Below are 12,472 nucleotides of genomic sequence, written 5' to 3' on the forward strand. Positions count from 1 at the left end.
GCCGGCACACGCGGAGCGCGGCCGACGGGCGCCACCCCCCTTGATCGCGACCGGTGTGGACCCCCCGATCCACGGCCACGACTATGCGACCCGCACCCTGAAGCCATCCTGAAGCAACCTGAAGAAAGGTTCAGCAAGCCGGTCACCGACCACGGCATAGTTGGGCCATGCGGGTACTCGTGGTCGAGGACGATCGTCGGTTGGCGGAGCTGCTCGCCCGCGGGCTCACCGCGGAGGGTTTCGCGGTCGACGTGGAATACGACGGCCGCGACGGTCTGTGGCGTGCCACCGAGGACGAGTACGACGTGATCGTGCTCGACGTCATGCTGCCCTCCCTCAACGGGTACCGGGTGTGCGCGCAGCTGCCCGCGGCCGGGGTGTGGACGCCGATCCTCATGCTGACCGCCAAGGACGGCGAGCTCGACGAGGCCGAGGGGCTGGACACGGGCGCGGACGACTACCTCACCAAGCCGTTCTCCTACCTCGTCCTGGTGGCGCGGTTGCGCGCCCTGGTCCGCCGGGGCGGCGTCACGCGGCCGGCGGTGCTGCGCGCGGGCGACCTCGAGCTCGACCCCGCGCTGCGGGTGTGCCGCCGCCGCGACACGTCGATACCGCTGACCGCCAAGGAGTTCGCCGTGCTGGAGTTCCTGGTGCGCCACCAGGACCAGGTGGTCACGAAGACCGAGATCATCCGGGGTGTGTGGGACTCGGCGCAGGACCCGGACCCGAACCTGGTGGAGGTCTACATCTCCACGCTGCGGCGCAAGGTCGACGCGCCGTTCCACCGCAAGAGCATCACGACCGTCCGGGGCGTCGGGTACCGCCTGCGCGGCGAGGGCGAGGAGGACGCGTGAGCAACCGTCGACACCGGTCGTTGCGGATCAGCGTGACGATCGTGGCCACCGCGGTGATCGCCCTGCCGCTGCTGGGCATCGCCTCGGTCGCCGCGATCTTCCTGCGCGACCAGGCGATGCGGTTCGACACCGCGCCCGCGAAGATCAGCCAGATCTGCCTGTCCGGCTCGCTGACCGTCTTCGCCTCCGGGTCGAGGCGGGGCGTCGCGGCCGGCGCGATCCCGCTGGGCGAGCGCTGCGCGGGCGGTGTGCACGAGGTCGCGATCACGTCGCAGGACATCGGGGACTACCCGGTCGGCGGCGGCAAGGTCGTGAGCTACGAGGCCAACTACAGCTCGCAGGCGCAGGTGCCGGAGCTGTCGCTGTGGCCCTTCACCGACCCGCGCACCATCACCTACCGGGAGGTGTTCGACACCGGGGTGAGCTACCCGAGCCGACCGGTGTCGGGCCTCGGCGCGTGGCGGCACGAGCTGATGGCGGCCCAGACGACGCTCAACAACCGGGTGTTGATGCTGTTCACCGGCGCGGTGCTGCTGGCGGGGCTGTGCGCGTTCGTGGTGTGGTTCGCCACCGGTCGGGTGCTGCGGCCGGTGGAGGCCATCCGGCGGGAGGTCTCCGACATCACCGAGCACGACCTGTCCCGCCGCGTGCCGATGCCGCGCGCGCTCAACGAGATCGCCTGCCTGGCCAACACCGTGAACACGACGCTGGACCGCTTGCAGGCCGCGGTGGAGGACAACCGGCGGTTCGTCGCCGACGCGTCGCACGAGCTGCGCAGCCCCATCGCCGCGTTGCGCGCGGAGCTGGAGATCGCGCACGCGCACCCGGAGCTGACCGACTGGCGTGCCGTGGTCGACGGCGCGCTCCAGGACACCTACCGGCTGCAGGACCTGGCGACCGACCTGCTGATGCTCGCCCGGCTCGACCACGCGCAGTCCGCGGCCGCCAAGGGCGCGGTCGACCTGGTCGAGCTCGTGCACGCGGAGACCACCCGCCACCGGTCCCGCCACGCGCTGACCACCGACGTCGGTGACGGCCCGGTCCTGGTGCGCGGCAGCCACCCCCTGCTGACCCGCCTGCTCGGCAACCTGCTGGACAACGCCGAGCGCCACGCCACCACCCGCATCACCGTCCGCCTGGCCACCGCCGGGCCGGTGGCGCTGCTCGACGTGGTGGACGACGGTCCCGGCATCCCGCCCGCGGACCGCTCGCGCGTGTTCGAGCGCTTCACCCGGCTGGACGACGCGCGGACCAGGGAGACCGGCGGCACCGGCCTGGGCCTGCCCATCGCCCGCCGCATCGCCCTGCTCCACCGCGGCACGCTCGACGTGTTCGACGCCCTCGACCACCGCGGTGGCACCCGCCTGACCGCCGCGCTGCCGGTCCTGCCCGCCGGGGACTCCGACGACCACCACCGCTCGGCCCGCTAGGCGTCGCCGTGCGCGGGGCGCCGGGGCCGGTCGGGTTCGCGGAAGCGCGGCACGACCAGGCCGGACTCGTAGGCGGCGACCACGGCCTGCGTGCGGTCGCGCAGGCCGAGCTTGTTCAGCACCCGGCTCACGTGCGTCTTCACCGTCTCCTCGGTGACCACCAGCCGGGCCGCCACCTCCGGGTTGGACAGGCCCTCCGCGACCAGCCGCAGCACCTGCGTCTCACGCGGGGTCAGGGTGGACAGGGCGGCGTCCGGCGGAGCGCCCCGCTCCGGCCGCAGGCGGGCGAACTCGCTGATCAGGCGACGGGTCACGGTCGGGGCCAGCAACGCCTCGCCGGCCGCGACCACCCGCACGGCGTCGAACAGCTGCTCCGCCGTCACGTCCTTGAGCAGGAAGCCGCTGGCACCGGCGCGCAACGCGTCGTAGACGTACTCGTCCAGGTCGAACGTCGTGAGGATCAGCACCCGCGGCCCGCCCGCGCCGCCCAGCAACCGGCGGGTGGCCTCGATGCCGTCCACGCCCGGCATCCGCACGTCCATCAGCACGACGTCGGGTGACAGCTCGCGGCACACGCGCACCGCCTCGCCGCCGTCGGAGGCGGTGCCGACGACCGTGAAGTCGGGCTGGGTGTCGAGCAGGGCCGCGTACCCGGCGCGGATCACCTGGTGGTCGTCGGCCACCACGACCCGGACGGCGCTCACCCCGCCGCCTTCGCCGGGAGGCTCGCCTCGACCAGGAACCCGCCCACGCCCGCCGCACCGGTGCGCAGCCGCCCGCCGACGGCCGCCGCGCGCTCGCGCATGCCGGTCAACCCGTGCCCGCCGGGCGGTGTCGTGGCGGGCGGGCCGGGTCCGTTGTCCCTGATGCGCAACCGCAAGGCCTCCTCGGTGTAGTGCAGCTCCACGTCCACCGCCGCTCCGGGCGCGTGCCGGCGCGCGTTGGTGAGGGCTTCCTGGACGATCCGGTACGCGGCCAGCTCCACGCCCGGGTCCAGGTCGGACGGCAGGCCGGAGACGATGAGCCGCGTGCCCGCGCCGGAGGTGTAGCGTGCTTCGTCGAGCAGGTCGTTCAGCTGCCGCAACCCCGGTTGGGGCCGCCGGTCCGCGACCTCCTCCGGCGCGTCCTCCCGCAGCACGCCCAGCAACCGGCGCATCTCGGTCAACCCGGCCCGCGCGGTGTCCCCGATCTCCGACAGCCGCCGCGCGCCGGTGTCGGGCAGGCCGGGCGTGGTCAGCCGCGCCGTCTCCGCCTGCACCGCGATCATGGAGATGTGGTGCGCGACGACGTCGTGCAGCTCGCGCGCGATCCGGGCCCGCTCCCCGCGCGCGGTGTGCTCCAGCAGCCTCCCGGCGACGGCCTGCCGCGCGGCGCGGTGCGCCGACGCCTCGGCGCGCGCCCACCCGGCGGCCCCGGCCCACGCCGCCGCCAACCCCAGCGACGCCGCCACGACGGTCAGGACGCCCTCCCACCCGTCGGCGTCGCGGACGAGCGCCAGCACGAGGTACGGCACGGCCAGGGAGGTCGCCGGGACCGGCACGCCCGCGCGCCCCAGCCGGTGCAGCACCAGCAGCTGCGCGCCGAGCCCCGCGACGGTCAGGCCGTGGAACAGCCCCAGCGACAGCACCCCCGCCACCGAGACGGCGACGGCGGCGGGCACCGGCCGCAGGAGCGCGAGCGGCGCGGTGGTCGCCAGGGCGAACAGGCCGAGCACGAGGACGAGCTGCGGGTCCGAGCCGTCGGTCACGGCCCGCACCGCCGACTCCCCCACCGCACCGACACCCAGCAGCACCCCGGCCACGACCGGCGCGTGCGGCGACCCGGCGAACCTCCGCGCCCGGACCCACCGGTCGTCCTCGTCGTCCACGCGGATCATTCTGGTCGCCGGCGCGCGTGGGCGCGTCACCGCAGGTGATGACACCGGAGTCCCTCGCGCGGGGGATGCCCCTCCCCCGCGTCAGCGACCACCCGGACGGCTCTCACGCGTGACGACCGGGACCGACCGCGCTGCCTAGCCTTCCCGGCATGGAAGCAACCATCGAAGTCACCGGGCTGCGCAAGCGGTACGGGTCGACCGTGGCGCTGGACGGCATGACGTTCACCGTCGCGCCGGGCAAGGTGACGGGCTTCGTCGGGCCCAACGGGGCCGGGAAGTCCACCACGATGCGGGTGATCCTCGGCCTGGACTCGGTCGACGAGGGTCACGCGCTGGTCGGCGGCCGGCCGTACCGGAGCCTGCGGCACCCGTTGCGGCAGGTCGGGTCGCTGCTCGACGCGTCGGCCGTGCAGCCGAGCCGCAGCGGCCGCAACCACCTGCTGTGGCTGGCCCACTCGCAGGGCCTGGGCGCGCGGCGGGTGGACGAGGTCGCGGAACGGGTCGGCCTGACGTCGGCGATCCGGCGCAAGGCGGGCGGCTACTCGTTGGGCATGCGGCAGCGGCTGGGGATCGCGGCGGCGCTGCTCGGTGACCCGCCGGTGCTGGTGCTGGACGAGCCGGTCAACGGCATGGACCCCGAGGGCATCCGGTGGGTGCGCGGCTTCCTGCGGTCGCTGGCGGCCGAGGGGCGGGCGGTGCTGGTGTCCAGCCACCTGATGAGCGAGCTCCAGGACACCGCCGACCACGTGGTGATCGTCGGCCGCGGCCGGGTGATCGCGGACGTCGGCGTGGCCGAGCTGATCGCGGCCGCCTCCGGTGAACGGGTCACGGTGCGCACCAGCGCCCGCACGCAGGCGACGACCGTGCTGGCGCGGGCCGGCGCCACGGTCGCCGTCACCGGGCCTGACGCGCTCACCGTCTCCGGGCTGGACGCACCGGCCGGTGAGCGCGTGGTGGAGCTGCTCGGCGGGCACGGGGTGCCGTTCTCCGAGGTGTCGGCGCACCGCGCGTCCCTCGAAGAGGCGTACATGGAACTGACCCGCGACGCGGTCGAGTTCCCCGCGGCGGCCACCGAGGAGCGGGGATGAGCGGCTTCGGGCAGTTGCTGCGCGCCGAGTGGACGAAGTTGCGCTCCGTCCGCGGCTGGGTGTCCGGCCTGGTCGCCGCCGCCCTGGTGATCGTGCTGATCGGGCTGTTCGGCGCGATGGCGAGCACCTTCTCGTGCAGCGGCCCGGACGGACGGCCATGCGCGGGCAACAAGCCGGCGCTGGGGCCGCACGGCGAACCGGTGATCGACGACTTCGCCTTCGCCCACCGGGCGCTGACCGGCGACGGCAGCATCACCGCCCGGGTGACGTCCCTGACCGTCGAGTCCGAAGCGGACGGTCGGGCCGCCGACACCGGACCGTGGAGCAAGGCCGGGATCATCATCAAGGAGAACACCACCCCGGGCTCGTCCTACGCCGCGCTGGCGATGACCGGCGGGCACGGCGTGCGGATGCAGCACGACTACACCGGTGACGTCGCGGGCACGCTGTCCGCGACGCCGAGCTGGCTGCGCCTGACCCGGTCGGGCGACACGATCACCGGCCACGAGTCGGCCGACGGCGTCGACTGGCACCTCGTCGGCACGGTCACCCTGCCCGGTCTCCCGTCCACCGTGCGCGCCGGGCTGTTCGCCACCTCGCCGCAGCACGAGGTGATCACCGAGTCGTTCGCCGGCGCCGACGGCATCAGCTACCCGACGCTCGCGACCGGCGAGTTCGACCGGATCTACCTGCGCGGCGACTGGCCGGACGCCGGGTGGACCGACGGCGTCGTCGGCGGCCGGGGCGACGACCCGCGCGTCGGCACGCGGGAGACGGCAGACGGGGTCGCGGTGAGCGGGTCCGGCAACATCGCGCCGATCACGGCCGGCCGGGGTGGTCTGGGCAAGAAGGTCGAGGGCCGGCTGGTGGGCGCGTTCGCCGGGCTGATCGCGGTCATCGTGGTCGCGGTGACGTTCATGACCTCGGAGTACCGGCGGGGGTTGATCCGCACCAGCTTCAGCGCGTCGCCGGGGCGCGGGAGGGTGCTGGCGGCGAAGTCCGCGGTGGTCGGCGCGGTCACGTTCGTCGTCGGGCTGGCCGCGTGCCTGGTCGCGGTGCCGCTGGTGCGGGCGGTGGAGGTCGACAAGGGCTTCTTCCTGTTCCCGGTGCCGACCGCGACGGAGGTGCGGGTGGTGGTCGGCACGGCGGCGCTGCTCGCGGTGGCGGCGGTGTTCAGCCTGGCCGTCGGCACCGTGCTGCGGCGCAGCGCCGGCGCGGTGACCGCCGTGATCGTGGCCATCGTGCTGCCGTACGTGCTGGCCATCGCCTCGGTCCTGCCGACCGGCCCGTCGGACTGGCTGCTGCGCGTCACGCCGGCCGCCGCGTTCGCCATCCAGCAGAGCATGCCGGAGTACCCGCAGGTGGACGCCGGTTACGCGCCTGCGGACGGCTACTTCCCGCTCTCGCCGCTCGGCGGTTTCGCGGTGCTGTGCGGCTACACCGCGGTCGCGCTGGGCGTGGCGGTCTTCGTGCTGCGCAGGAGGGACGCGTGACCGAGGCGCTGCGGGTGGAGTGGACGAAGCTGCGCACGGTCGCGGGCACGGCCTGGCTGCTGGCCGCCGTGGTGCTGCTGACCGCGGGGCTGGGCGTGGCCGCGTCGTCCGTCGTCGGCTGCGCCGGGGTCGGGTGCGGGCAGGACCCGGCGAAGATCAGCCTCGCCGGGGTCGCGTTCGGCCAGGCGGTGGTGGCCGTGCTCGCGGTGTCGGCGGTCGGCGGCGAGTACGGCACCGGGATGATCCGGGTGACGTTCGCGGCGATGCCGCGCCGGTCGACCGTGCTGGCCGCCAAGGCCGCCGTGGTCGGGGTGCTCGTGCTGCTCGCCGGTGCGGTGGCGGTGCTGGTGTCGGTGCTGGCCGGGCGCCTGATCCTGCCGGGCAACGGGTTCACCCCGGCCCACGGCCACGCGGTGCTGTCGCTGGCCGACGGGCCGGTGGTGCGCGCGGCCGCGGGCTCGGTGCTCTACCTGGTGCTGGTGGGCCTGCTGAGCGTGGGCGTCGCGACCGCGGTGCGGGACGCGGCGGCGGCCACCGGGGTCGTGCTGGGGCTGCTGTACCTGTTCCCGATCGTCACGGCGGTGGTGTCGGACCCGGAGTGGGTCGAGCGGTTGCGGAAGATCAGCCCGATGACCGCCGGGCTGGCCGTGCAGGCCACCACGGACCTCGACAGCCTGCCGATCGCGCCCTGGAAGGGCCTGGGCGTGCTCGGCCTGTGGGCGGCGGGGGCGCTCCTGGTCGGTGGCTCGGTGCTCCGGTGGCGCGACGCGTGAAGTCCCGGCGTTCCGATCAGGCCTTGCCCTTCGGGCGGGGCAGCAGCAGGTGCACCGCGAAGGCCGCGACCGTCGTCAGGACCACCTGGTAGAGGATCGAGAGCCGCGGGTCGGTGCCCACCGTGAACACCGCGTCCAGCCCGGTCGTCACGACACCGGCCAGGGTGAGCATCCCGGTGACGTGCCAGCCGAAGAAGGCCGCCGTCCAGGCGACCAGCGGCCAGCGGTTGCGGTCGGGACGCCGGAGCAGCAGGAAGGTCGACAGCGCGGCGGCGGCGTTGAACACGAGGCCGACGATCCGCAGCTCGGCCTGGTCGCCGGACAACAGCGTGGAAAGCGTTTGCGCCACGATGAGCGCGATCAGCGACCAGCACCCGACCCGAATTTTGTCCACGGGCGGGGATGCTAGGTCAACGGGGACGTCGGCGGACGCGGTGGCCACCGCCGGTCGTGGTTCGCAGGGGTAGGCCGGTCGATCTACGGTGGGCCGATGCGCGTGCTGTTCACGTTCGCCGGCGGGGTGGGACACTTCCAGCCGATGGTGCCGTTCGCCAGGGCGGTGGCCGCCGCCGGCCACACCGTCGCGTTCGCGGCCGGCCCGGCGCGGCGTGGGGTGGTCGAGGCGGCCGGGTTCACGGCGTTCGCCGTGGGCGAGGGCGGCGGCGACGCCCGGGAGCGCCTGCCGCTGTCGGTGCCCGACCGGGACCGGGACGACCGGGAGCTGCGCGACGGCTTCGTCCGGCAGGGCGTGGCCACGAGGCGGACGCCCTACCTGGAGCTGTTCGGGCGTTGGCGGCCGGACGTGGTGGTGTGCGAGGAGGTCGACTTCGGCAGCGTGCTCGCCGCCGAGGAGCTCGGCCTGCCGTACGCGAACTTCCAGGTCATCGCCTCGGGTTCGTTCGTGCGACCGGCGGTGATCGGTGAGCCGCTGGCCGAGGCGCGCGCCGCGCACGGCCTGCCGCCCGACCCGGACCTGACGATGCTGCACCGGCACCTGCTGCTCTCGCCGTTCCCGCCGGGCTTCCGCGACCCGGCGTTCCCGTTGCCGGACAACGCCTTCCAGATCCGACCGCCGGTCGGCCCGCCGGGCCGGTCCGCGACGCCCACCGCCTACTTCACCCTGGGCACGGTGTTCAACACCGAGTCCGGTGACCTGTTCGCCCGCGTACTGGCCGGGCTGTCCGAGCTGCCGATCGACGTGGTGGCGACGGTCGGCGGGCACGTCGACCCGGCCGAGCTCGGTCCGCAGCGACCGGGCGTGCGGATCAGCCGCTACCTGCCGCAGGAGGACGTGCTGCCGGGGTGCGACGTGGTCGTCTCGCACGGCGGTTCGGGGAGCGTGATCGGCGCGCTGGCACACGGGCTGCCCGTGGTGCTGCTGCCCATGGGCGCGGACCAGCCGCACAACGCCGACCGGTGCGCGCGGCTCGGGGTCGGGGAGGTGCTGGACCCGGTGGCCGCCACGGCGCGGGACGTGCGGGACGCGGTGGCGCGGGTGCTGGCCGATCCGGGCTACCGGCGGGCGGCCGGGCGGCTGCGCGCCGAGATGCTGGACCTGCCCGAACCGGCACGCGCGGTGCCGCTGCTGGAGCGGCTGGCCGCGGGCCGGTGACGGCGGCCCGTCACCTCGGCCGTTCGCGGCTCGCGGCGGTCGGCACGATGAGGCCGCTCTCGTAGGCGACCACCACGGCCTGCGCCCGGCTGGACAGGTCGAGCTTGCCCATCATCCGCTTGACGTGCGTCTTGACCGTGGCCTCGCTGAGCACCAGCCGTTGGGCGATCTGCGCGTTGGTCAACCCGTTGCCGACCAGGCGCAGCACCTCGGTCTCGCGCGCGGTCAGGGCGCGCAGTCGCGGTGCGCCGACGGTGGTGGCCCGGTGGTGCTGGGCGTAGGTCTCGATCAGCCGGTGGGTGATGTGCGGCGCGACCAGGATGTCGCCCGCCGCGATGGTGCGGACCGCGGAGATGATCCGCTCCGGCGGGGTGTCCTTGACCAGGAAGCCGGACGCGCCCTCGCCCAGCGCCGTGTACACGTACTCCGGCAGGTCGAACGTCGTGAGCACGACGATGCGCGGCGGTTCGGCACGGGCGTCGAACTCCGGGACGTCGGGCTCGGGGCGGTCGGGCTCGGGGCGGTCGGGCTCGGGGTGGTCGTCGGCGCGGGGGTGCGAGGCCTCCCGGTGCGCGGCGAGGATGCGGCGGGTGGCGGCGATGCCGTCCAGCACGGGCATCCGGATGTCCATCAGGATCACGTCGGGCGAGGTGCGGGCGGCCACCGCGACCGCCTGCTCGCCGTCGGCCGCCTCGCCCACGACCTCGAACCCCGGCGCGGCGGTGAACAGGGCGACCAGGCCCGCGCGGATGAGCGCCTGGTCGTCCGCGACGAGCACGCGGATCGTCATCGGGCCGCCACCTCGGCCATCGGCAGCCGCAGGACGACGCCGAACCCGCCGCCTGCCGTCGGACCGGCGGTGAGCACGCCCCCGTACAGCTCGGCGCGCTCCCTCATGCCGCGGATGCCGTGCGGTTCGTGGTCCGCGACCGCCGCGCCGCCGTGCGCGGCCCGGCCGTTGTCGGTCACCTTCAGCACGAATGTCTGCTCGCCGTAGTCGAGGTCGATCCGCGCCTCGGCCGGTCCGGCGTGCTTGAGCACGTTGGTCAACGACTCCTGCGCCACCCGGTACGCGCACAGGTCCGGCCCCGGCTGGAGCTCACGGGCCTCGCCCGCCACGACCACGTCCACCGGCAGCCCCGCACCCCGGGCGCGCTCGACCAGCTCGTCCAACGCCGCCAAGCCCGGCTGCGGCCGGTAGTCGTCGTCGTGGTCGACCCGCAGCACGTCGAGCAGCCGGCGCATCTCGGTCAACGCCTCGCGGCTGGTCTCACCGACCGTGGTGATCGCCTTGCGCGCGGTCGGCACGTCGGTGTCCAGCACGTACTGCGCCACGCCGGCCTGCAGGGAGATCACCGACATGTGGTGCGCGACGATGTCGTGCAGCTCCCGCGCGATGCGCACCCGTTCGTCCGCGACCGCCCGCGCCGCCTCCTCGGCCAGCCGCTCGGCGCGTTCCGCCCACCGCCTCGTGCCCTCGCCCAGCATCCACGCGCCCATCACGACCAGGACCGACTGCGCGACCTCCGACCACGCGACCACCGCGTCGACCCGCAGGAACGCGAGGACGACCACCACCGTCGTCACCGCGGACGTGACCCCGGCCACGACCCGGGAGCGCAGGGTCGCCACGGTGAACGTGCCGACCAGCACGCCCACCCCGGCGCTGGGCACGCCGCTGAACCCGAGCAGGCCGTACGCCGACAACGCGCCCAGCATGACCGCCATCGTGGCCACGGGCGCGAGCTGGCGCAGGGCGATCGGCGCGACGGTGAGCGCGGCGAGCACGTAGGCGGGCCACGTGACGTGCGCGCCGGTCCGGCTCGCGGCGGTGATGACGGTCAACGACGTCAGCACCGCCGCGAGCAGCACGTCCAGCCGGATCGGGGAGAGTTTCGCCACCACCAGCCCACGGTAGTCGCGGGCCGGGTCCCCCGTCGCCACCCCGTGGGCTGATCCCGCCTACCCCCGCGGGGGTAGTCGGAGTTGCCGTCCTGGGGCGACGACCGCGGCCCTCGCCGTGCCTAGCGTTCGGTGGCATGAAACGACTCTGCGCGACAGCGGTGATCGCGGTGCTGGGCCTCACCGCGGCGGGCACGGCCCACGCCGACCACCGGACGGACACCAGAACCCTCCAGCGGCAGGCGGACGCGCTGCTCGACCAGGGCGCACCGGGCGTGCTGGTCGAGGTGGACACCCCGCGCGGCGACCTGAAGGTGCGCAGCGGCTACGGCGACGTCGACCGGCGCACGCCCGTGCCGTGGGGGGCGAAGTTCCGCATCGGCAGCTACACCAAGACGTTCGTGGCCTCGACCGTGCTGCAACTGGTCGGTGAGGGCCGGCTGTCCCTGGAGGACAGTGTGGACCGGTGGCTGCCGGGTGTCGTCGCGGGCAACGGCAACGACGGCACGAAGATCACCGTGCGGCAGCTCCTCCAGCACACCAGCGGCGTCTACAACTACGTCGGCAAGATGCCGGAGCTGTTCCTGGAGAAGGACTTCCCGAAGATCCGGTACCGCACCGTGACGGCCGGGCAGACGGTCTCGCTGGCGGTGCAGGAGCCGCCGACCTTCGCGCCCGACACCGACTGGAGCTACTCCAACACCGGCTACTCGCTCGCCGGGATGATCATCGAACGGGTCACCGAGCACACCTGGCAGCACGAGGTGCGCACCCGCATCGTCGAGCCGCTCGGCCTGCGCGACACGTTCCTGCCGGGCACGGCCGCGTTCGTGCCCAAGCCGCACGCCGTGGGCTACGAGCGGTTCCCGGAGAAGGGGCTGGAGGCCGACCCGGACGACCCGCGATACGGCCGGGCGGTCGACGTGACGAACTACAACCCGTCGTGGGGCGGCGCGGCCGGTGAGATGATCAGCACCACCGAGGACGGCAACAGGTTCCTCAAGGCGTTGATGAGCGGCAAGGTGCTCAAGCCCGCCCAGCTCACCGAGATGACGAAGACGGTGCGCGCGTCCCGCCTGGACCCGGCGTGGCCCGGCGCGCGCTACGGCCTCGGCATCATGTGGATCCCCAGCTCGTGCGGCGGCTACTGGGCGCACGGCGGCGACATCCCCGGCTTCATGACCCGCAACGGCGTCACGCCCGACGGCACGCGCAGCGTGATGGTGTCGATCAACACCGACTCGCTGGTCGCGAAGCCGGGCGTGCCCAAGCCGGACAAGGACATCACCGCGGACCTGGTCGACCACGCCCTCTGCGGCGGGAAGTGACCTCCGGCCGAACGGCGGCGGGGGGGCCCAGGGGCGCCCCCCCGCCCGTCGGCCGGGGCCCGGGGTTGGGCCTGGTTGAGCCGGTGGTTGATCCCGTGCCCGGGGGGTCGCGGCAG

General features: G+C 74.2%; 12 protein-coding genes. 7 read left to right on the forward strand and 5 right to left on the reverse strand.

All coding sequences use genetic code 11. The annotated features are described in order from the left end of the window. Positions 1–167 precede the first annotated feature (167 nt). Both AB0G02_RS18100 and AB0G02_RS18105 read left to right on the forward strand, forming a co-directional pair. Positions 168–854, forward strand: coding sequence for a response regulator transcription factor (locus AB0G02_RS18100; protein WP_360795377.1), 687 nt, complete (start codon positions 168–170; stop codon positions 852–854). Then, entirely contained in the window at positions 851–2,284 is a 1,434-nt protein-coding gene (locus AB0G02_RS18105) for an ATP-binding protein (protein WP_360795380.1), read from the forward strand. Before AB0G02_RS18100 ends, AB0G02_RS18105 begins: the two co-directional genes overlap by 4 nt. On the opposite strand, the gene AB0G02_RS18110 is transcribed toward AB0G02_RS18105, so the two are convergent. Then, complete coding sequence (locus tag AB0G02_RS18110) at positions 2,281–2,988, reverse strand: response regulator transcription factor (RefSeq protein ID WP_360795383.1); 708 nt, start codon at positions 2,986–2,988, stop codon at positions 2,281–2,283. The two genes, AB0G02_RS18105 and AB0G02_RS18110, sit on opposite strands and share 4 nt — an antisense overlap. Then, positions 2,985–4,151 (reverse strand): sensor histidine kinase, encoded by a 1,167-nt coding sequence (locus tag AB0G02_RS18115; RefSeq protein ID WP_360795386.1) that lies wholly within the window; start codon positions 4,149–4,151, stop codon positions 2,985–2,987. Before AB0G02_RS18115 ends, AB0G02_RS18110 begins: the two co-directional genes overlap by 4 nt. A gap of 158 nt (positions 4,152–4,309) precedes the next feature. Between AB0G02_RS18115 and AB0G02_RS18120 the strand changes: the two genes are divergently transcribed. The 3 genes from AB0G02_RS18120 to AB0G02_RS18130 are packed head-to-tail and all read left to right on the forward strand — an operon-like array spanning position 4,310 to position 7,514. After that, positions 4,310–5,248, forward strand: a complete 939-nt coding sequence (locus tag AB0G02_RS18120) for an ATP-binding cassette domain-containing protein (RefSeq protein WP_360795389.1) — start codon at positions 4,310–4,312, stop codon at positions 5,246–5,248. After that, the gene (locus AB0G02_RS18125; RefSeq protein ID WP_360795392.1) at positions 5,245–6,741 is read left to right on the forward strand and encodes an ABC transporter permease subunit; all 1,497 of its coding nucleotides are present in this window, start codon (positions 5,245–5,247) and stop codon (positions 6,739–6,741) included. Before AB0G02_RS18120 ends, AB0G02_RS18125 begins: the two co-directional genes overlap by 4 nt. Beyond that, complete coding sequence (locus AB0G02_RS18130; protein ID WP_360795395.1) at positions 6,738–7,514, forward strand: ABC transporter permease subunit; 777 nt, start codon at positions 6,738–6,740, stop codon at positions 7,512–7,514. The genes AB0G02_RS18125 and AB0G02_RS18130 overlap by 4 nt, the downstream gene beginning before the upstream one ends. Before the next feature lie 16 nt (positions 7,515–7,530). Here the strand turns inward: AB0G02_RS18130 and AB0G02_RS18135 are convergent, their stop codons facing one another. Continuing rightward, a complete protein-coding gene (locus AB0G02_RS18135) occupies positions 7,531–7,908 on the reverse strand; it encodes a hypothetical protein (RefSeq protein WP_360795398.1) in 378 nt (125 codons plus the stop codon). 96 nt (positions 7,909–8,004) lie between these two features. On the opposite strand from AB0G02_RS18135, the gene AB0G02_RS18140 reads away from it, so the two are divergent. Further along, positions 8,005–9,126: a glycosyltransferase gene (locus AB0G02_RS18140; RefSeq protein WP_360795401.1), complete on the forward strand. Its 1,122-nt coding sequence runs from the start codon at positions 8,005–8,007 to the stop codon at positions 9,124–9,126. A 10-nt stretch (positions 9,127–9,136) separates the two neighbouring features. Here AB0G02_RS18140 and AB0G02_RS18145 read toward each other — a convergent pair whose 3' ends face one another. Next, positions 9,137–9,916 carry a response regulator transcription factor gene (locus tag AB0G02_RS18145; protein ID WP_360795404.1) on the reverse strand — a complete coding sequence of 260 codons (780 nt, stop codon included), beginning with the start codon at positions 9,914–9,916 and terminating at the stop codon, positions 9,137–9,139. After that, positions 9,913–11,031, reverse strand: coding sequence for a sensor histidine kinase (locus AB0G02_RS18150; protein ID WP_360795407.1), 1,119 nt, complete (start codon positions 11,029–11,031; stop codon positions 9,913–9,915). Before AB0G02_RS18150 ends, AB0G02_RS18145 begins: the two co-directional genes overlap by 4 nt. A gap of 134 nt (positions 11,032–11,165) precedes the next feature. Between AB0G02_RS18150 and AB0G02_RS18155 the strand changes: the two genes are divergently transcribed. Then, entirely contained in the window at positions 11,166–12,356 is a 1,191-nt protein-coding gene (locus AB0G02_RS18155) for a serine hydrolase domain-containing protein (protein ID WP_360795409.1), read from the forward strand. Positions 12,357–12,472: the final 116 nt, after the last annotated feature.

The sequence above is a fragment of the Actinosynnema sp. NPDC023658 genome (assembly GCF_040639995.1).
Classification (GTDB): domain Bacteria; phylum Actinomycetota; class Actinomycetes; order Mycobacteriales; family Pseudonocardiaceae; genus Actinosynnema.

What these genes read in the sequence shown, in the direction of transcription:
- AB0G02_RS18145 (WP_360795404.1), bottom strand. Translation starts at nt 9,916, where the DNA reads ATGACGATCCGCGTGCTCGTCGCGGACGACCAGGCGCTCATCCGCGCG.
- AB0G02_RS18120 (WP_360795389.1), top strand. Translation starts at nt 4,310, where the DNA reads ATGGAAGCAACCATCGAAGTCACCGGGCTGCGCAAGCGGTACGGGTCG.
- AB0G02_RS18125 (WP_360795392.1), top strand. Translation starts at nt 5,245, where the DNA reads ATGAGCGGCTTCGGGCAGTTGCTGCGCGCCGAGTGGACGAAGTTGCGC.
- AB0G02_RS18155 (WP_360795409.1), top strand. Translation starts at nt 11,166, where the DNA reads ATGAAACGACTCTGCGCGACAGCGGTGATCGCGGTGCTGGGCCTCACC.
- AB0G02_RS18100 (WP_360795377.1), top strand. Translation starts at nt 168, where the DNA reads ATGCGGGTACTCGTGGTCGAGGACGATCGTCGGTTGGCGGAGCTGCTC.
- AB0G02_RS18140 (WP_360795401.1), top strand. Translation starts at nt 8,005, where the DNA reads ATGCGCGTGCTGTTCACGTTCGCCGGCGGGGTGGGACACTTCCAGCCG.